The organism is Gallibacterium salpingitidis, assembly GCF_001678495.1.
In the GTDB taxonomy this organism is placed as follows: domain Bacteria; phylum Pseudomonadota; class Gammaproteobacteria; order Enterobacterales; family Pasteurellaceae; genus Gallibacterium; species Gallibacterium salpingitidis.
The window spans coordinates 38,395-57,527 of sequence record NZ_JTJL01000012.1 but is presented as its reverse complement, the minus strand read 5'-3'; the positions used below and the strand labels follow the sequence as shown (position 1 = coordinate 57,527).

Below are 19,133 nucleotides of genomic sequence, written 5' to 3'. Positions count from 1 at the left end.
TATTTGCAAAAAATAACCTAACCCAAAAAAGGTTAGGTTATTTCATTTACGCTTCCACTTAAAATTAACGACTAACCACGATATTTCTTCCAAAGATGAATTAAGCGACGATATTTTTCTGAAACTGCTTTCACTAATGCTTGATCATCTAACTCATTCGCTAGCCATTGTGCAGAAGGCTCACCAAAAATGGTTCTACCCACCGCAAACCCTTTCACCATTGGAGCTAATGCTGCTTCTTTAAAAGTTGCATCAAATACACTTTCTGGTGCATCTAAACCAAGAATTAAAATACCGCGACAATATTTATCGTTAGCATTAATAACTGCGGTTAATTGCTGCCAAGTAATTGACGTCATTCCCGGAAGTTTCCACCAATCTGGTTTAATACCTAATTGATAAATATGGCGCACAATATCTACATAATAGGCTTCATTTTGCTCCATATCTTTTGGCAAAATGATTTCGAGTAATAACTCATGCCCTGTACGGCAACACGCTTGATAAACTTCTAATAATTTATGATCTTGGCGTTGTTTAATACTGTCATTATCATTTGGATGATAGAAAGTTAAACATTTCACGACGTGCTCTTTCGGCCAAGAAATTAATTGGCTACCTAAATCACCATGTTCTAATTCCAATGGACGAGAACCCGGTTTTTCAATCGGACGTCCAATCCACCATTTCTTACCAGTAATCGCATTTAACGCATCTTGTCCATAAGTCGTATCCGCTAAAATGCCTGCGTGTCCTTGATAGATTCCCTCTTCTTGCGCAGTCTGTTCTGCCGCTCGCAATAATAATTGTTTAAGCTGTGGAATACGTTTCACATCTGCGCCGCACTTCGCTGCCATCTCTTCTAATTGCATACGGTGATCAAAGGCAAAAATACAAAGATTTTCCCACTGCTGTTTACGGGTAGTCACACGATGTAAATGATTCAACGTACTATCTAAATCTGGACGAGGTACCGATTCTGCTCGTGATAGATAATCATCTAATTCCGCTTTTGTTGGCATTGCCGGCGCACAACCATGACGAGAAACCACTAACGCTCCACACGCATTAGCATAACGACAGGCTTGTTCCCATCCTTCACCATTGACATAACCACGCAATAAACCTGACATAAAGGCATCACCAGCGCCTAATACATTCAAGACTGCAACGCGTACACCATAAACATTTAAACCGCCATCAAGATCATCAGGGATTTCACTTTCAAAGACAGAACAACCCAATGCACCACGTTTACATACTAAAGTTGCTTTCGTAAATGTACGCACATTCTTTAATGCAGTTAGCGTATCTGTTGAACCACCAGCGATATGAAATTCTTCTTCTGTTCCCACTAATACATCAAAATGGTGTAAAACTTCTTGTAATGATTTAGTTACTGCTGCTGAGTCAATATAACGAGTTTCACCATCACCTAAAGAAGTTAATCCCCAAAGTACAGGACGATAGTCAATATCTAATAAACGTTTAGTACCATTACGTCCTGCATACTCTAATGCAGTCAATACAGCGTGGCGAGTTTTCGGATGTGATAAATGTGTACCAGTAATCGCCAGCGCTTTCGCAGAAGCAATATACTCTTCACTAAAGTCATCTGCCGTAATTGCCATATCTGCACAATTATCACGATAGAAGATCAATGGAAATGTTTCTGTATCTTTAATACCTAAGATAACTAACGCAGTTAAACGCTCTTTATCTGTAATTAAATGGCTAGTATCCACTCCCACACTTTGCAATTCTTCACGTAAAAAGCGCCCCATATGTTCATCACCAACACGAGCTAACATTGAAGATTTCAAACCTTGAATTGCAGTACCATAAGCAACGTTACCAGATGAACCGCCTAAATATTTGGAAAAACTACTCACATCTTCTAAACGAGAACCAATTTGTTGTGAATATAAATCCACTGCAACCCGTCCTAAACAAATGACATCTAGCGTTTTAGACATTTCCTGCCTCCTAAAATCAGTATTGCTTTGCATTTAAAGAAAATAAAAAATCTAATGAATTTAATTTTAGAATAAAAATTTCAATTTTCCACATCTTATCATCTTTTTTGCGAGAAAGATCGCAAAATTTTTTTCACTTACTATCAAAACTATATTTTTTCTGACTAATACATATAAAGTATGCGGCTATTTCTTCCTCAATCATCAACAAATTTTTTTAAAATAGTTGATCCACCTCTCAAAAATGAAATTTATATTTCATATTTCGTTTTATTGAAAAATTTTTTGAGTAGAATAACCACAAATCAATCTTAATTGATACGATTCATTAAGGAGAGGTAAATGAAAACTCAACGTCTTACAGTTGCTCAAGCGCTGGTCAAATTTTTAGATAATCAATATGTCGAAGTTGATGGCAAAGTGACTAAGTTCGTCAAAGGTATTTTTGGTATTTTCGGACATGGTAACGTACTCGGTTTAGGTCAAGCATTAGAACAAGATAGTGGTGAGTTAATTGTTCACCAAGGTCGTAATGAACAAGGAATGGCGCATATCGCTACAGGTTTTGCCAAACAAAAATTAAGAAAACAAATTTATGCTTGTACTTCTTCTGTTGGTCCAGGTGCAGCAAATATGATCACTGCTGCAGCAACTGCAACAGCAAACCGTATTCCTTTATTACTCTTACCGGGTGATGTGTTTGCTACTCGCCAACCCGATCCAGTGTTGCAACAGATTGAGCAACCTTATGATTTAAGTATCAGTACCAATGATGCTTTCCGCGCCGTCAGTAAATATTGGGATCGTGTTACTCGCCCAGAACAATTAATGAGTGCTTGTATCAATGCAATGCGTGTGCTTACCGATCCAGCTGAAACTGGGGCAGTCACTATCGCATTACCACAAGATGTGCAAGCCGAAGCCTATGATTATCCTGAATATTTCTTTGCAAAACGTATTCATCGTATTGAAAGAACACCAGCAACTGCAGCAATGTTGGCACAAGCCGTTGAATTGATTAAGAGTAAGAAAAAACCATTGATCGTTTGCGGTGGTGGTGTGCGTTATTCAGAAGCAGCTCAAGAGCTTAAAGCTTTTGCTGAAACCTATCAAATTCCATTTGCAGAAACTCAAGCAGGAAAAAGTGCTATCGTGGCAGATCATCCATTAAATGTCGGCGGTGTTGGTGAAACTGGTTGTTTAGCTGCAAATTTATTAGCAAAAGAAGCTGATTTAGTGATTGGTATTGGTACTCGTTATACCGACTTCACCACTTCATCTAAATGGATTTTCCAAAATGAAGAAGTGCAATTCCTTAATATTAATGTTGCTCGTTTTGATGCTTATAAACTTGATGGAGTACAAGTAACCGCAGATGCCAAAGCAACTTTACAGCAATTACAACCATTACTTGCGGGCTATCAAGCACAATGGGATGAACAAATTGCAACTGCTAAACAACAAATGGCAGCAGAATTAGATCGTGTTGCTCACGTGACTTATGGCGAAAACTTTGTGCCTGAAGTGAATGACGCTTTACCAAATCGCGACAAGATTTTTGCCGAGTTTATTAAATTAACTGGATCCTGCTTAACACAAAGTCGTGTCTTAGGCATTTTAAATCAACAACTGACCGAAAATGACATTATTGTGGCAGCGGCAGGTAGCTTACCGGGTGATTTGCAACGGGTATGGCAGGCAAAAGGCGAAAATACCTATCATCTTGAATATGGCTACTCTTGTATGGGTTATGAAGTAGCGGCTTCTTTAGGCGCCAAACTCGCCGAACCAAATAAAGAAGTTTATACCTTATTAGGCGATGGTTCTTATCTAATGCTCCATACTGAGCTAGTTACCGCGGTTCAAGAGCATAAAAAAATCAATGTAGTGTTATTCGATAATATGACTAATGGTTGTATCAACAATTTACAAGTTGGTCATGGTATGGATAGCTTCTGTACCGAATTCCGCTTTAGAAACCCGAATACTAATAAATTAGATGCTGGCTTTATTCCAATCGACTTTGCAATGAATGCAGCAAGCTATGGTTGCAAAACCTATACCGTTCGCAACGAAGAAGAACTACTTGCTGCATTAGCAGATGCAAGAAAACAAACAGTTCCAACTTTAATTGATGTCAAAGTATTGCCGAAAACAATGGTTCATGGTTATGGCAGTTGGTGGCACGTTGGCGTTGCCGAAGTTTCCACTAAAGAACGTGTACGCCAAGCTTATGCCAATGCGCAATTACGCATCAATGAAGCTAGACGTTATTAATAATTAACTTATCTTCCAGTAGGAGAAATTTATGAAAGCAGAAAATGTAAAACTTGGTATCGCACCAATTGGCTGGACTAACGATGACTTACCTGAACTAGGCAGCGAAAATACCTTTGAGCAATGTGTAAGTGAAATGGCGCTTGCGGGTTATCAGGGCTGTGAAGTGGGTAACAAATATCCTCGCGATATCGCCGTATTGAAACATAAGTTAGATGTACGTGGTATTCAAATCTGTAATGCGTGGTTTAGTACATTTTTTGTCGATGGTAAAAAAGAAGAAACTATTAAAGGTTTTATTGAGCATCGTGATTTTCTCCACGCAATGGGAGCAAAAGTGATCGGTTGTTCAGAGCAAAGCCGTAGTATTCAAGGACAAAAGAAAGCGATTTTCAAAGAAAAAACAGTATTTACTGACGCAGAATGGCAACTATTAGCAGAAGGCTATAATGAATTAGCGAAACTCGCTGCTGAAAAAGGAATGAAAGTTTGTTTACACCACCATATGGGTACAGGTATTCAAACACCTGCAGAAGTTGATAAATATATGGAAATCACTAACGATGATGTTTATCTCCTCTTCGATTCAGGTCACCTTTACTATTCAGAAGGCAGTCAAAAAGCGATGTTAGATGTATTAGAAAAATATATCGATCGCATCGTTCACGTTCACTTAAAAGATGTGCGTGATGAAGTAGTTGCTGAAGTGAAAGCAAAAGATCTTAGCTTCTTAGAAGGCGTGAAAAAAGGGACTTTCACTGTTCCGGGCGACGGCGTTATTGATTTCAAACCAATTTTTGAGATCTTAGAAAAACACAATTACAAAGGTTGGATGGTCGTAGAAGCAGAACAAGATCCTGCGTTAGCGAATCCATTTGAATACGCATTAAAAGGTCGTAAATATATCAAAGAAGTTGCAGGTATTTAAGGAGTCTATGATGATTAAAGTAGGTATTATCGGTGCTGGTCGTATTGGTCGTGTCCATTCAGAAAGTATCAGCAAATATGTAAAAGGCGCTGAAATTAAAGCGATTTCTGATATTAAAGTAACAGAAGAGTTGCAATCTTGGGCAGCAAGTATGGGGATCCCAAATGTTTACGATGATTATCGTAAAATCTTACAAGATCCAGAAATTGATGCAGTATTAGTTTGTTCATCAACCAATACTCACGCACCAATCTCAATTGAAGCAGCACAAGCAGGAAAACATATTTTCTGTGAGAAACCAATCGATCCAAACAAAGATAAAATTCGTGAAGTGCTTGATGTCGTTGCAAAAGCTGGCGTGAAATTCCAAGTAGGTTTTAACCGCCGCTTTGACCACAACTTTAAAGCAATCAAAGATCGTGTTGTGGCAGGTGATATTGGCGAGCCACATCTTATTCGTGTAACTTCTCGTGACCCAGATGCGCCACCAATCGAATATGTCAAAGTGTCTGGCGGTCTATTCTTTGATATGACCATTCACGATTTCGATATGATTCGCTACTTATCTGGCAGCGAAGTAGTGGAAGTGTATGCAGCAGGTGGTGTGTTAGTTAATCCGGAAATTGGTAAAGCTGGCGATATTGACACTGCCGTAATCACGTTAAAATTAGCCAATGGTGCAATTGGTGTGATTGATAATAGCCGTAAAGCAGTTTACGGTTATGACCAACGTGCCGAAGTATTTGGTTCTAAAGGTGCGGTACAAACTCGCAATGATACAGACTCTACTGCAGTTTACTCTTGCGAAGCTGGCGTGATTGCTGAAAAACCAAAATATTTCTTCCTTGAACGCTATATGCAATCTTTTGCTGATGAAATTAAATGCTTTGTGGATTCTATTGTTAATGACAAACCAACATTAGTGAATGGCAATGACGGCTTACAACCAGTATTAATCGCATTAGCAGCGAAAAAATCATTGGACGAAGGCCGCCCAGTGAAAATTAGTGAAGTAGCTTAATTAGTCATTATTATTAGACTTACCCCGATATGGCGAACCTATATCGGGGTTTATTTTATGTTTAAGCAACCTCGCGATTAACCAAATTTTTCTTTGGTTTTTCTGGTTGTAACGCAGCAATGAGATTTTCAACGGCTAATTCCGCCATTTTATATCTGGTTTCAAAAGTAGCTGAACCAATATGTGGCGCTAACACAACATTGGATAATTGCAATAATTCAGAGTCCATTGGCAACGGTTCTTGCACAAAGACATCCAAACCTGCTGCTCGAATTTGCTTTGTTTTTAATGCATTGATCAACGCCTGCTCATCAATAATTTTACCGCGTCCGCCATTAATTAAGATCGCGCTCGGTTTCATCAAACTTAATTTTTCTTGATTAATCAAATGTTCAGTTTCTTTTGTTAATGGCAAGGTAATACAAACAAAGTCCACCTCTTTTAATAATTGATCTAACTCGCACCATACAGCTTGATATTGTTGATCTACTTCTGGTTTACGATGACGGCTGTAATAAAATACCTGCATATCAAAGCCTAGATAAGCCCGCTTCGCTACTGCTTGTCCAATATTTCCCATTCCGATAATGCCGATTTTCTTATGATGAATATCAACGCCAAATAAAGATTGATCAACACTTCTTTTCCAATGTCCTTGATGAATAAAATCAGATACTTCTACAATTCTTCTTGCGGTTGCCATCAACAACGTAAAAATCAAATCAGCGGTAGTATCAGTCAATACATCTGGCGTGTGCATCAAACGAATCCCTTTCGCCGTTAACTCTGCTACATCAAAGTTATCATAGCCAACAGAAATGGTAGAAATCGCTTTTAAATTAACTGCTTTCGCTAAACGATCGCCTTTAATATCAATTCCTGTACCAATTACACCTACCGCAGTGGGTAATGCTGCTAAAAATTGTTGCTCATTATTCTGATCAATTTTATTGAAAAAAATGACTTCAAATTCCTGTTCTAAACGAGCGCGAAGTTCGTGAGCAATAGGCGCATATAGAATTACTGTTTTTTTCATACTAGTTCCTCTTTGTGTTTTAGCATATTGTGTCATCCTATCACTTAATAAATATTTGAAATAGACAAAAAATAACCTAGCACATCGGCTAGGTTATTTCTCATTATGTTGTCATTTAAATGGCAAACAGCAATATCGCTAACAACTGCGGTGAAATAATCCGTAAGAACATTACCAGCGGATACACAGTAGCATAAGAGAGCGCCGCTGCACCGCTTTCTTCTTTCATTGCATTAGCAAAAGCTAACGCTGGGGGATCGGTCATTGAACCGGCGAGTAAACCACAAATAGTAAGATAGTTTAACTTGCCATAAATTCTCGCGATGATTCCTGTTATAAAGAGTGGAATAAAGGTAATAAAGACACCATAAAGCACCCATTCACCACCATCACCATCAATCAATGACTCTAAGAAATTACCGCCTGATTTTAAACCAACCACAGAAAGGAATAAGACAATCCCAATTTCCCGTAATGCTAAGTTAGCACTTGGCGGCATAAACCAATAAAGTTTACCGATACTACCGATTCTTGCCAAAATTAACGCTACCACTAATGGCCCACCTGCTAACCCGAGTTTTAATGCTACTGGGAAACCAGGAATTTGTACTGGAATAGAACCGAGTAATACCCCTAAACCAATCCCAATAAAAACTGGCAACATTTGTACTTGTTGTAATTTTTGTTGTGCATTACCAATAATCGCAGTAACGGCTTCAATCGCATCTAAACGTCCAACAAGGTTTAACACGTCCCCGAACTGTAAACTGGTGCTTTGACTTGGTACAAGTTCTACCCCAGCACGATTTAAACGAGAAATTACTACTTCATATTTTTGATGAATATTTAAATCACGAATTTTCTTACCAAGCACCTGTTCATTAGTAACTACCACACGCACAGTACGTAAATCTGTACCACGAGTTGTTAATAATTCACTACCAGCCAATTCACCAACAACTAATTGCACACGATGCAACGCTGCTGGCTCACCGACTAAATGTAAGTAATCATTTAACTGAACAATGGTTTCATCTTTTGGCACTAACAAAGTATCGCCGCGTTTTAAGCGAGAACAAATCACTTCTTTTACTTCTAATCCTGGGATTTCACCAATGCGTAAGCCTTCAAGATTTGGGTTGGTCACTTTAACATTGATCGCACTTAAGGTTTCCTTGTCGTGATTCATTTCACGTTCAAACGCTGCGGCTTCTTGATCAATCTTGATTTTGAAGAATAAGCGCACTAACCACATAGTGAGCAAAATACCACAAATACCAAATGGATAAGCCATTGCATAAGCAGTACCCATCGTTTCAGTAATATTGGTAAAACCTAATTCAGCAAGAATTTGTTGCCCTGCCCCTAATGATGGCGTATTAGTTACCGCACCTGAGAAAATACCGAGTATTACAGGCAATTCCAAACCAAATAGTTTGTACATAACGACCACTAACACCGCACCTAAAAAAACGATCATCATGGCGAATAAATTGAGTTTTAAGCCAGATGATCGTAGTGAAGAGAAGAAGCCCGGTCCAACTTGAATCCCTATGGTATAAACAAAGAGAATGAGACCAAATTCTTGCACAAAGTGCATAGTGTGCGCATCTAAAGTGATACCATATTGTGTAGTGAAATGGGAAACTAATATTCCGCCAAACAATACACCGCCGATACCAAGACCGACGCCCCTAATTTTCCAGTGTCCTATCCATAATCCAAGTACAGCAACTAATGATAGGAGACTGATAGTGATAGCAATATCACTCATACAACTACTCCTTAATAGTTAAAAAATAAAACTGCGCAAAATTATAGTGCTTTCTTTTTGGAAAAAAACTGAGAAAAGGCAATTTTTGCTAAATTTTTTCGAAATTTTTTGCTTAAATTGTTGTCTGTAGGCAAAATAATAAGCAACGTTGTATCAATTACTTAGCAATTTTAGGTTTTAACAGAATGGATTTAGTTTCAGAAGCAGTCACTTCTCTTGTTTGGATACTCAAAAGTCTAATTATCAGCAGCATTTGTTTTTGTTTAGCACTCACCTTATTGATTAAATTTACCCGTTGGGGGCATCAATTTTGGCAACTAACCAAAACTTATTTTTTTGGTAAACATGGCGTGGTGCCGTTAATTACTTTCACCATTATTGTCTTTTTAACGCTCTTATCTGTGCGACTCGATGTAATCTTTTCGCAGTGGTACAACAATATGTATAAATCCTTACAGGATCTAAATGAAGAAGCGTTTTGGCAACAAATGATCTTCTTCTGTATCATCGCCGGGATCAATTTAATCAATGTACTAGTGATTTATTTTGTAAAAAGTAAATTTAATATTCACTGGCGGGAATGGCTTAACAGCAATTTTCTCGATCGCTGGCTCAGCAATCAAAGTTTTTATAAAACGCAATATACTTACAACCAATTAGATAACCCTGATCAACGTATTCAACAAGATATTACTGCTTATGTCGAAAACTCAATGAATTTCTCTACCGGCGTCATTAGTGCGACTGTATCCATTGTCGCCTTTACCGGTATCTTATGGAATTTATCTGGACCAATGACCATCGCTGGTTTTGAAATTCCACATATGATGGTGTTTTTAGTATTTATCTACGTTTTGATTACCAGTGTGTTCGCATTTAGATTAGGGCGCCCATTAATCAAACTTAATTTTGCTAATGAAAAACTTAATGCGGATTATCGTTACTCATTAATTCGTATCAAAGAGTATGCGGAAAGTATTGCCTTTTATGCCGGTGAAAAAATCGAACGAATTCTATTAAATGATCAATTCAGAAAGATTATTGATAACGTGTGGAAGCTCGTTTACCGTACATTGAAATTATCAGGCTTTAACTTAGTCGTCAGCCAGGTTTCGGTCGTCTTTCCATTTATTATCCAAGCACACCGTTTCTTCTCTAAACAAATTACCTTAGGTGATATGGTACAAACTGCGCAAGCATTTGGACAAGTTCACTCTTCACTCTCTTTCTTCCGTAATAGTTATGACGCTTTTACCGAATATCGTGCAACTTTAGAACGGTTAAGCGGTTTTACTGCGGCAATTCAAACTTGCCAGCAAAGCAATGTAGCACAAATTGCCCTCAATACAGACGACGTTGTTTTTGATCAATTATCCGTTTATAACGCCGAAGGGAAAACACTATTAAAACAACTCAATTTAACCTTAAAAACAGGGCAACGTTTATTAATCCAAGGACCTTCCGGTGTAGGTAAAACCACATTATTGCGAACAATCGCGGGTTTATGGTTATATTCAGAAGGGAAAATTCAACGCCCAGATGAAGCATTGTTCTTATCTCAGAAAAGTTATCTACCGCAAGGGACTTTACGTTCAACCCTATATTACCCAAATACTATTCCTGACAATGATCAAGCACGCGCAGCGGAAATCTTAAAATCGGTACAATTGGCACATTTAATCGATAAATTAGATGAAGAACGCGATTGGACTAAAATTCTATCCTTAGGTGAACAACAACGTGTTGCTATCGCACGTTTATTGCTGGCGCAACCAAAAGTTGCTTTCCTAGATGAAGCGACTTCTAGTATGGATGAGGGGTTAGAATTCGCAATGTATCAATTGCTAATAGAACGTTTGCCTAATACGATTTTAATCAGCGTTGGTCACCGTTCAACCTTACATCAACATCATTCCGATCTACTTACCTTATTAGGCAATGGCGAATGGCAAGCTAAAACAATCCATTAATCACAACAAATAACCTTATATGTTTCCTATATAAGGTTATTGCAGACTGCTGACAAACCTATACCTCTAAAGGTTTGTCAGCAGTCTGTATTTATTACTATTTCACTACTTGGAATGTTCGGTTGAAATAGACTAAACCTTGTCCCTCATGCACATCGATCTGATCTAATGTCACTAGAAATAATGAATGTGTTCCGACTTCATGCACTGTAGTAATTTTGCCATGTAAATTAGACAAAGAACCTACTAAAGCGGGTGCATGTCCCGGTTCGCACTTCTCTTTCCAGATATCCATTTTAAAACGATCTTCCATCGAGCTATCACGCATGCCAGCAAAATGACAAGCCAGCTCTTCTTGTTCTGCGGAAAGAACATTAATACAAACTTGTTTATTTTGTTGGAATACAGGATTCATTTGGCTATTACGATTTACACAAACCAACACCGTAGGAGGGGTATCCGTAATCGAGCAAACCGCTGTTGCAGTAATACCACAAGTTCCCGCTTCACCATGCGTTGTAATAATATTTACCGCAGCAGCCATCTTTGACATTGCATTACGGAAATTTTGTTGTTCTGGGGTCAAGGTTTTCGACATAAAACACTCCTAGCGTTCAGGATAAAAGAAGGTACGTGATCTCTGCTCACGTACCTTAATACATCATTATTTACAGAATTTATTAAGGTCACCGAGCATATTAATATCATCCGGGTTAGTCAAGTGCGGTACTTTCCAACCGTTTTCATCGTAATCAGCCAAACATTGATCAGCAAGATCAAAGCATTTTTGCAGAATACCATTAGCAGTTGATTGTCCAAGCACTTGTAAGCGTACTTCTTCTTGGCTACCCGCATAGTTAATTTCATAAAGCTCGTGACGTCCACCAAACTCTGTACCAATAGCGTCCCAAAGTAATTTTAAGATCTTAATACGTTCGCGATATTCAATATTGTTAGAACCACGCACATATTTTTCGAGATACTTATCAATATCTGGGTTTTCAAAATCTAATTTGTGTGACGGTAGATAAATTAAACCACTGGTTACGGTTTGTTCAGCAATCTTCTTCACTGCTAAATAAGCCATTGGCGCCATTACACGATAAGTTTGAATCGCCGGTAAGCTTGGCATACGGCAACCACTTTCCCAAGAGAATGAGTTACCATACATTGCATCTGTTAATGACCAGAATAAATTACGCCACGCAAGAATTTCACCCATTTGTGCCGCTACGCCGCGGAACTCAATTACCCCAGTACATTGCAACGCTTTATGAATAATTCCTGATAAGAAGTCCAATTTAACTGCCAAACGTGTACAAGCCTGCATTGGGAATAGTGTTGCGAAACCTGCATATTGTGCCCATTTACGACAACGATCAAAATCTTTATAAATCAAGATATTTTCTTTTGGAATAAATACTTTATCTAACACCAAAATCGCATCGTTTTCATCAAAACGGCTAGAAAGTGGGAAATCATACGGTGAACCTGTTGCACCAGCTGCTAATTCATAAGAGTGACGACAAATTAATTTCACCCCTTTTGCATCCATTGGTGCAATAAACATCATCGCAAATTTTTCATCTGAACCAATAATTTGTGCTGAACCAAAACCGATAAAGTTATAGTGAGTTAATGCAGAGTTAGTTGCCACCACTTTAGCACCGCTCACAATAATACCGTCTTCTAGTTCTTCTTCGACTTTCACATAGACATCTTTTACTTCATCAATTGGTTTATTACGATCAATCGGTGGGTTAACAATAGCGTGGTTAAAATAGAGGCAAGATTCTTGAATACGTTTATACCATTCGCGTGCATTATCTGCATAAGGGCCATAGAAATCTGCATTTGCGCCTAATGATGTACCAAATGCCGCTTTATAATCTGGTGTTCTACCCATCCAACCATAACTGAGTCTAGACCAAGCAGCAATTGCATCACGTTGTTCGCGTAAATCTTCAGCAGTTCTTGCATAACGGAAGAATTTGTGTGTGTAACCGCCATTACCGGTATCCGTTTCCCAACATAATTCATCTTTACTTTTTGGATCATGTAAGGCGTCATAAAGTTTCGCAATTGAGGCTGCGGCATTTCTAAATGCTGGGTGGGTTGTTACATCTTTAACACGTTCACCATAGATATAAATTTCACGCCCATCACGCAGACTTTCTAAATATTCTTCACCAGTGAAAGGACGATTTTTTTCTTTACGGCAATCATCTGGTCTTTTATGTTCATAACGATTTTGGTTGGTCATGGCAGTCACTCCTTAATAAAGTTTTTGGAAGTTTTACCCCCTATTGGGTAAGTATTAACATTTATAGAGGAGAAAATGTGTTATTAAAATGTAATTTTTAAGTTAAAAAATGTACTTTTCTGTTATTCCACTGTTTTATAAATAAAATGTGAGTTAGATCTCATTTACTTAGGTTAATGACTTCTTTACTTACAAAATAGTGATAGAATTAAATCGTTCCCTGTTGTTCTGTTATTTAATGTTCAATAAATTTTTGAGGCTTCGTTTATGCGCATTTATGATAAGGAAAGTTTTATTACACTATTAGATGACTCCAAAAATGAAGCTATCAATATCGATATTAATCTCACTTACGGTGCACCTAAAGATGGGTCACAAATTCATTATGAATCGTTTGAGAAATTACGGATTTTCTATGGGCAATTTTCAAAATTGCATTTTCACGACCGTTATTTTCAATTGCATTATTTAACGAAAGGCGCAATTTACTTACAACTTGGCGAAAATATTTATTCATTAAAAGCACCTTGTTTTATTTTAACCTCTCCATCAGTACCTCATAGTTTCTATACAGAACTTGATACCGTCGGTCACGTATTAACGATTCCCCAACAGTTCATTTGGGATTTACTTCGTTCTATCCAGCAAAACAATAACTATTTCCAGCAACTTTGCATGGAATTAGATAAAAACAGTCCTGACACTAAAGAGATGGAAACGATTTTGGATAAAATCGTTGAGGAGTATCAAGAAAGTCGCGCAGAAAAGCACACGATGTTGCGACTCTATACCAAAATTCTATTTATCAATATTGCACGTCTAAAAGAGAAAAATGTACAGGTTGCCGAGAAATTACCGGTAAAAGGCGGCGATATTGATATGTTCAATCAATTTAACCAACTGATTGAACAACACTTTAAAAAGAATTGGGTCATTTCTGAATATCTAACACATCTTTGTATTAGTGAAAGTCGTTTGAATGTATTGTGCAAAAAGTTTTCCGGACTTTCGCCAAAACAAATCATTATTGAGCGGCAATTACAAGAAGCGAGATTTAAATTGTTATTTACCCAAGATTCGATCAGCAAAATTGCTTACGATTTAGGGTTTAGCGACCCCGCTTACTTTTCTCGTTACTTTCAAGCTCGCGTTGGTGTATCACCAAAAAGATTTCGCGATCGAGATCACACATCATAAAAACTCTTCCTGTAGAACAGGAAAAGTACATTTTTTTACCAGAAAAGTACATTTCAAGTTTGTAAAAAATCTATTATAAATTTTAACAATCTTAATATTTTTTTAACCATAAAGTATTAAGATGAGTTTTGACCTTTATGTCTGTTTTCTAAATTGTCTTAACGATTTTAATAATAACTACTCTGCTTGCTTCTATGGTTTTAGGCAAGTGTTCATGCAACACCTCATATTCGTGATGGAGATGACCTACCATGAAAAAAATGACATTATTAGTCCCTATTTTAGCTCTTTCAGCTGCAACGCACGCTTTAGCTGCAGATAAAGTTACATTAAAAATTGGACACTTTTTACCGCCGCTATCAACCATTCACCAACATATTCTTACTCCATGGTGTAATGATCTAAATAAAGAATCTAATGGTCGCATTGAATGTCAGCTTTATCCATTAAACCAACTTGGCGGTACTCCAGCACAACTCGTTGACCAAGTTCGTTATGGAGTAGCGGATATTGTTTGGACAGCTCCTGGCTATTCTGCTGGACGTTTCAAAACTATTGAAGCGCTAGAAACACCATTCTTGCTTCCTAATTCTCGTGTAGGTAACCAAGTTGCATGGAAATTCTTTGAAAAATATTCCAAAGATGGTGAATTTAAAGATTTCAAAGTGATCAGCGTACAAACTGACGGTGGGGTAACTTTCCACGCCAATAAACCGTTGGACAATGTGAGTGATCTAAAAGGAATGAAACTCAGAACACCTACTCGTTTAGCTTCTCAAATGATGAAAGCACTTGGTGGTGAAGCGATCTCTATTCCACCATCACAAGTTGCAGAAAGTATTTCTAAAGGGGTTGTGGATGGTGCTATGGGTGCATGGGAAGTGGTTCCACCATCTAAATTAGATGAGGTAACCAAATACCACGTATTACCAGAAAGCGGCCAACCTTATCCAACAGTTACTGTATTAATGTTGTTAATGAACAAAAACAAATACAACAGTATGCCAGCTGATCTAAAAGCAATTTTCGACAAATATAGCGGCCCAGCAATGGTTGAACGTATTACTAAAGCGTGGGAACAAGCTGAAAAAGACGCTATTGATAAAACTTTATCTGGTAAAGGCGTTATTGCTAAATATGACGCTGCGAAGATCCAACAAATGCAAGAAATGACAAAATCTGTCACTGCACAATGGATCAATGACGCAAAAGCAAGCAAAGTTGATGGACAAAAATTGATCGATGACATTAAACAAATGGTTAAAGAACAACAATAAAACCATCAATAACTTTTCCTAATTTTTCGCCCCACATTCACGCTGTGGGGCAGGAGGATACAATGAGTGAAACATTGTCTGTCAACCAAATCCCTATTCTAGTTGATACTCCTGTAGGTCGTGTTCTCTATCAAATTGCTAGAAAATTAGCTCTACTTGGTGGCTTTATCTTTTTAATCCTAATTGCGATTTCGCTCTATTCTTTAGTCGGAAGAAAATTAGGCTTCGGTGGTGTCGTTGGCGATATTGAGCTGGTTCAAGCTGGCAGTGCCGTCGCAGGTTCACTATTTTTACCATTTTGTACCATTATGTACGAACACCTAAAAGTGGATTTCTTTACGATGAAATTGCCAAAAGCTATCCAAAACAAAATGGATGCCTTAGCGGATCTTGCACTGTTTGCGGTGGCAATTTTATTAGTGTATCGAATGATATTTCAAAGTATGGCGTTATATGACTTCGCCGAAGTCACTGCATTAATGTCAATTCCTGTCTGGGTGCCTAATATGTTGATGATCCCTGGATTCATTTTAATGGCACTTTGCTCTCTCTATTACTGCGTCGTACACGCTACGAAAAAAGAGGTATAAATTATGATGAGCGGTGTAGAAATGGGAATTGTGGGATTCCTTATCTTATTAACTTTATTACTTATCCGTATTCATATTGGGATCGCAATGTTCTTAGCCGCCGTAGGTCTATATTTATACCTAGGGCAAGGCGATGCCAGTATGCTGATGTTTACCTTAAATGGTCTAGTTTATGCTCGCTTATCCAATTACGATTTAGCTGTTATTCCATTCTTTATTCTAATGGGACAATTCGCCCTAAATGGTGGGATGTCGAAAGCATTATTTAAAGCAGCCAGTAGCTTTATCGGTCATTGGCGAGGCGGTTTAGCCATGGCGGCGATTGGTAGTTGCGCAGCATTTGGCGCTATTTGCGGTTCTTCCCTTGCTACTGCTGCAACAATGGGACAAGTTGCGTTACCAGAACTGAAGAAAAGAAAATATTCTGGTGCATTATCCACTGCTACTTTAGCGGCTGGCGGTACTTTAGGTATTTTAATTCCGCCTTCTGTACCATTAATTATCTATGCCGTATTAACGCAAGAATCTATTGGTAAATTGTTCGTTGCTGCCATTATTCCTGGATTATTGGCAATGCTAGGCTATGTATTAGTCGTCAAAATCTTAGTATCAATTAATCCGGACGCAGGTCCAACTGCACAAAAAATGCCATTTAAAGAAGCATTGAAAAGTCAATTCCAAGTTATTCCAATTTTTATTGTGTTCTTGATTGTCATCATCAGTATCTATGCTGGTTGGGCAAATCCAACTGAATCAGCATCAATTGGTGCGGCAGCCTGTGGAATCATTGCTTGGTTAAATGGCGGACTAAATTGGCGTGGTGTTCTCGACAGTATTTTAGGAACAGCAACAACAACAGCGATGATCTTCATGGTGTTGATTGGCGCCGATCTATTGAACTCTGGTTTAGCCATTACGCAAATGCCAAATCAATTAGCCGCTTGGGTGGTCGAACAACAGTTTCCTCCATTATTAGTGTTGCTAACCATTTTATTAATCTATCTATTCTTAGGTTGTGTAATGGATTCGCTCGCAATGATCCTACTCACTATTCCTATTTTCTATCCAATCATTATGGGATTAGATTTCTGGGGATTAGGTGCACAAGATAAATCGATTTGGTTTGGTATTTTAGCCTTAATGGTTGTGGAAATTGGCTTGGTAACGCCACCAGTAGGAATGAACCTATTTATTATCAATAAAATTGATGGTGAAACCTCGTTAGGGCAAACCTCAAAATGGATTATGGCATTCCTCTTATCAGACTTTATGCGTATTGCTTTAGTGACCGTAGTACCAGTTTTAGCGTACGGACTCGTACATGTATTTGAATAAGGGTATTTTTATGACTCAATCATCATTAGCTAAACAAGTCGTTACAACTTGTACCACCGCAGCACCTACTGTGTTCGCCATTGCATTAAATAGCCAAGCACAATTAGCTCGACTTGATGCGGTTTTTCAACAAGCACCTTATAAAGAACCGCCTAAAACACCAGTCATTTTTTTACAACCGCCAAGCACATTAAATCGTAACGGTGGCAATGTGGTTTTACCACAAGGGGAAAATGAATTACGTATTGAACCACATATTGGTGTTGTTTTTGCACAAGACACTTCTCGTATTACTGAAACAGAGGTTGAGCAATATATTCGAGGTTTTGTACCTGTCAATTTATTCTCCTTACCGAATGACAATTACTATCGTCCTGATATTACTGGGCGTTGCCGCGACGGTTTCTGTGCAATTGGGCAAGAAGTACCAAAACACGCAATCAACAATCCAGATCAAATTGCTATCCATATCAGTGTAGATGGACAACCGAAAAAACAGAGCGAGGGAAATAAGATGCTACGTAATATCAATCAATTAGTTTCATTTTTAAGTCAGTTTATGACCTTTAGATGCGGAGATATCTTATTAGTTGGTACAGATGATTGCCCAATTATTGTCACCAAAAATAACTGTGTAGAAACGACTTTTGAACAGTTAGGCAGTGTTAGCAATACCGTTATTGAGCAAGCGAGATAAGGAGCAGATTATGGCAAAATATGCACGCGTGTTATATCGCAATCAAGCTCAAATTGTGACAGTTTTAGATGATGACACCTTACTGTTAGCCAATCAGGAAAAAATCCCAGCTGCCGCCGTACAATGGTTACCACCATCAACAGGCACGATGTATGCGTTAGGATTAAACTATGCTGATCACGCTTCTGAACTTGAATTCAAAGCACCGACTACCCCATTAGTATTCATTAAAGCGCCTAATACTTATACAGGACACAAACAAGTTAGCTGGCGTCCGGATAATGTTGAATATATGCATTATGAATGTGAATTGGTTGCGGTGATTGGTAAAGCAGCTAAAGACATCAAACGTGAAAATGCAATGGATTATATTGCTGGCTATACCTTATGCAACGATTACGCTATTCGTGATTATCTAGAAAACTATTATCGTCCAAATCTTCGCGTCAAAAATCGTGATGCCACCACGCCAGTTGGTCCCTGGATTGTCGATAAAGAAGATATCCTCGATCCAATGAATCTCACCTTAAAAACATGGATCAATGGTGAGCTAAAACAACAAGGCAGCACTAAAGATATGATTTTTGATATTCCCTTCTTAGTAGAGTACCTCTCGCATAGAGTGACATTGCAACCCGGTGACATGATTGCGACAGGCACACCGAAAGGTTTAGCCGATGTCAAACCAGGAGATGTTGTTGATGTTGAAATTGAACAGGTTGGCAAGCTAACCAATTATCTCGTTAGTGAACGTGCATTTTTTAATAAATAAAATTTTCAGAGAGGAGAAAC

General features: G+C 38.2%; 15 protein-coding genes. 10 read left to right on the top strand and 5 right to left on the bottom strand.

The genetic code is table 11. The features are described 5' to 3' along the window. Nucleotides 1–71: 71 nt before the first annotated feature. The gene (locus QS62_RS03195; protein WP_066105788.1) at nt 72–1,976 is read right to left on the bottom strand and encodes a bifunctional 5-dehydro-2-deoxygluconokinase/5-dehydro-2-deoxyphosphogluconate aldolase; all 1,905 of its coding nucleotides are present in this window, start codon (nt 1,974–1,976) and stop codon (nt 72–74) included. A 342-nt stretch (nt 1,977–2,318) separates the two neighbouring features. Between QS62_RS03195 and iolD the strand changes: the two genes are divergently transcribed. The 3 genes from iolD to iolG are packed head-to-tail and all read left to right on the top strand — an operon-like array spanning nt 2,319 to nt 6,202. After that, entirely contained in the window at nt 2,319–4,253 is a 1,935-nt protein-coding gene (iolD, locus tag QS62_RS03190) for a 3D-(3,5/4)-trihydroxycyclohexane-1,2-dione acylhydrolase (decyclizing) (RefSeq protein ID WP_066105785.1), read from the top strand. Between the two features lie 31 nt (nt 4,254–4,284). Further along, nucleotides 4,285–5,181: a myo-inosose-2 dehydratase gene (iolE, locus tag QS62_RS03185; RefSeq protein WP_066105782.1), complete on the top strand. Its 897-nt coding sequence runs from the start codon at nt 4,285–4,287 to the stop codon at nt 5,179–5,181. Nucleotides 5,182–5,191: 10 nt separating this feature from the next. Beyond that, complete coding sequence (gene iolG, locus QS62_RS03180; protein ID WP_065239325.1) at nt 5,192–6,202, top strand: inositol 2-dehydrogenase; 1,011 nt, start codon at nt 5,192–5,194, stop codon at nt 6,200–6,202. Between the two features lie 61 nt (nt 6,203–6,263). On the opposite strand, the gene QS62_RS03175 is transcribed toward iolG, so the two are convergent. Together QS62_RS03175 and QS62_RS03170 are read right to left on the bottom strand one after the other, a co-directional pair. Next, nucleotides 6,264–7,238 carry a 2-hydroxyacid dehydrogenase gene (locus tag QS62_RS03175; protein WP_066105779.1) on the bottom strand — a complete coding sequence of 325 codons (975 nt, stop codon included), beginning with the start codon at nt 7,236–7,238 and terminating at the stop codon, nt 6,264–6,266. A 115-nt stretch (nt 7,239–7,353) separates the two neighbouring features. Next, the gene (locus QS62_RS03170) at nt 7,354–9,012 is read right to left on the bottom strand and encodes a putative transporter (protein ID WP_066105776.1); all 1,659 of its coding nucleotides are present in this window, start codon (nt 9,010–9,012) and stop codon (nt 7,354–7,356) included. Nucleotides 9,013–9,197: 185 nt separating this feature from the next. On the opposite strand from QS62_RS03170, the gene QS62_RS03165 reads away from it, so the two are divergent. Beyond that, on the top strand, nt 9,198–10,982 hold the full coding sequence (locus QS62_RS03165; protein WP_066105774.1) for an ABC transporter ATP-binding protein/permease: 1,785 nt from the start codon (nt 9,198–9,200) through the stop codon (nt 10,980–10,982). Between the two features lie 97 nt (nt 10,983–11,079). On the opposite strand, the gene hpaC is transcribed toward QS62_RS03165, so the two are convergent. Further along, entirely contained in the window at nt 11,080–11,580 is a 501-nt protein-coding gene (hpaC, locus tag QS62_RS03160; RefSeq protein ID WP_066105771.1) for a 4-hydroxyphenylacetate 3-monooxygenase, reductase component, read from the bottom strand. Between the two features lie 66 nt (nt 11,581–11,646). Beyond that, the gene (gene hpaB / locus QS62_RS03155; protein WP_066105768.1) at nt 11,647–13,245 is read right to left on the bottom strand and encodes a 4-hydroxyphenylacetate 3-monooxygenase, oxygenase component; all 1,599 of its coding nucleotides are present in this window, start codon (nt 13,243–13,245) and stop codon (nt 11,647–11,649) included. A 267-nt stretch (nt 13,246–13,512) separates the two neighbouring features. On the opposite strand from hpaB, the gene hpaA reads away from it, so the two are divergent. The 6 genes from hpaA (at nt 13,513) to QS62_RS03125 (ending at nt 19,113) form a co-directional block, all read left to right on the top strand. Further along, complete coding sequence (gene hpaA / locus QS62_RS03150) at nt 13,513–14,442, top strand: 4-hydroxyphenylacetate catabolism regulatory protein HpaA (RefSeq protein WP_082966123.1); 930 nt, start codon at nt 13,513–13,515, stop codon at nt 14,440–14,442. Nucleotides 14,443–14,693: 251 nt separating this feature from the next. After that, nucleotides 14,694–15,719, top strand: a complete 1,026-nt coding sequence (locus QS62_RS03145) for a TRAP transporter substrate-binding protein (RefSeq protein WP_066105765.1) — start codon at nt 14,694–14,696, stop codon at nt 15,717–15,719. A 62-nt stretch (nt 15,720–15,781) separates the two neighbouring features. Then, nucleotides 15,782–16,309 carry a TRAP transporter small permease gene (locus tag QS62_RS03140; protein ID WP_066105762.1) on the top strand — a complete coding sequence of 176 codons (528 nt, stop codon included), beginning with the start codon at nt 15,782–15,784 and terminating at the stop codon, nt 16,307–16,309. 3 nt (nt 16,310–16,312) lie between these two features. Beyond that, a complete protein-coding gene (locus QS62_RS03135) occupies nt 16,313–17,644 on the top strand; it encodes a TRAP transporter large permease (RefSeq protein ID WP_082966122.1) in 1,332 nt (443 codons plus the stop codon). Nucleotides 17,645–17,654: 10 nt separating this feature from the next. After that, nucleotides 17,655–18,341: a fumarylacetoacetate hydrolase family protein gene (locus QS62_RS03130; protein WP_066106161.1), complete on the top strand. Its 687-nt coding sequence runs from the start codon at nt 17,655–17,657 to the stop codon at nt 18,339–18,341. Between the two features lie 10 nt (nt 18,342–18,351). Then, the gene (locus QS62_RS03125) at nt 18,352–19,113 is read left to right on the top strand and encodes a fumarylacetoacetate hydrolase family protein (RefSeq protein ID WP_066105759.1); all 762 of its coding nucleotides are present in this window, start codon (nt 18,352–18,354) and stop codon (nt 19,111–19,113) included. Nucleotides 19,114–19,133 lie beyond the last annotated feature (20 nt).

What these genes read in the sequence shown, in the direction of transcription:
- QS62_RS03195 (WP_066105788.1), bottom strand. Translation starts at nt 1,976, where the DNA reads ATGTCTAAAACGCTAGATGTCATTTGTTTAGGACGGGTTGCAGTGGAT.
- iolD (WP_066105785.1), top strand. Translation starts at nt 2,319, where the DNA reads ATGAAAACTCAACGTCTTACAGTTGCTCAAGCGCTGGTCAAATTTTTA.
- iolE (WP_066105782.1), top strand. Translation starts at nt 4,285, where the DNA reads ATGAAAGCAGAAAATGTAAAACTTGGTATCGCACCAATTGGCTGGACT.
- iolG (WP_065239325.1), top strand. Translation starts at nt 5,192, where the DNA reads ATGATTAAAGTAGGTATTATCGGTGCTGGTCGTATTGGTCGTGTCCAT.
- QS62_RS03175 (WP_066105779.1), bottom strand. Translation starts at nt 7,238, where the DNA reads ATGAAAAAAACAGTAATTCTATATGCGCCTATTGCTCACGAACTTCGC.
- QS62_RS03170 (WP_066105776.1), bottom strand. Translation starts at nt 9,012, where the DNA reads ATGAGTGATATTGCTATCACTATCAGTCTCCTATCATTAGTTGCTGTA.
- QS62_RS03165 (WP_066105774.1), top strand. Translation starts at nt 9,198, where the DNA reads ATGGATTTAGTTTCAGAAGCAGTCACTTCTCTTGTTTGGATACTCAAA.
- hpaC (WP_066105771.1), bottom strand. Translation starts at nt 11,580, where the DNA reads ATGTCGAAAACCTTGACCCCAGAACAACAAAATTTCCGTAATGCAATG.
- hpaB (WP_066105768.1), bottom strand. Translation starts at nt 13,245, where the DNA reads ATGACCAACCAAAATCGTTATGAACATAAAAGACCAGATGATTGCCGT.
- hpaA (WP_082966123.1), top strand. Translation starts at nt 13,513, where the DNA reads ATGCGCATTTATGATAAGGAAAGTTTTATTACACTATTAGATGACTCC.
- QS62_RS03145 (WP_066105765.1), top strand. Translation starts at nt 14,694, where the DNA reads ATGAAAAAAATGACATTATTAGTCCCTATTTTAGCTCTTTCAGCTGCA.
- QS62_RS03140 (WP_066105762.1), top strand. Translation starts at nt 15,782, where the DNA reads ATGAGTGAAACATTGTCTGTCAACCAAATCCCTATTCTAGTTGATACT.
- QS62_RS03135 (WP_082966122.1), top strand. Translation starts at nt 16,313, where the DNA reads ATGATGAGCGGTGTAGAAATGGGAATTGTGGGATTCCTTATCTTATTA.
- QS62_RS03130 (WP_066106161.1), top strand. Translation starts at nt 17,655, where the DNA reads ATGACTCAATCATCATTAGCTAAACAAGTCGTTACAACTTGTACCACC.
- QS62_RS03125 (WP_066105759.1), top strand. Translation starts at nt 18,352, where the DNA reads ATGGCAAAATATGCACGCGTGTTATATCGCAATCAAGCTCAAATTGTG.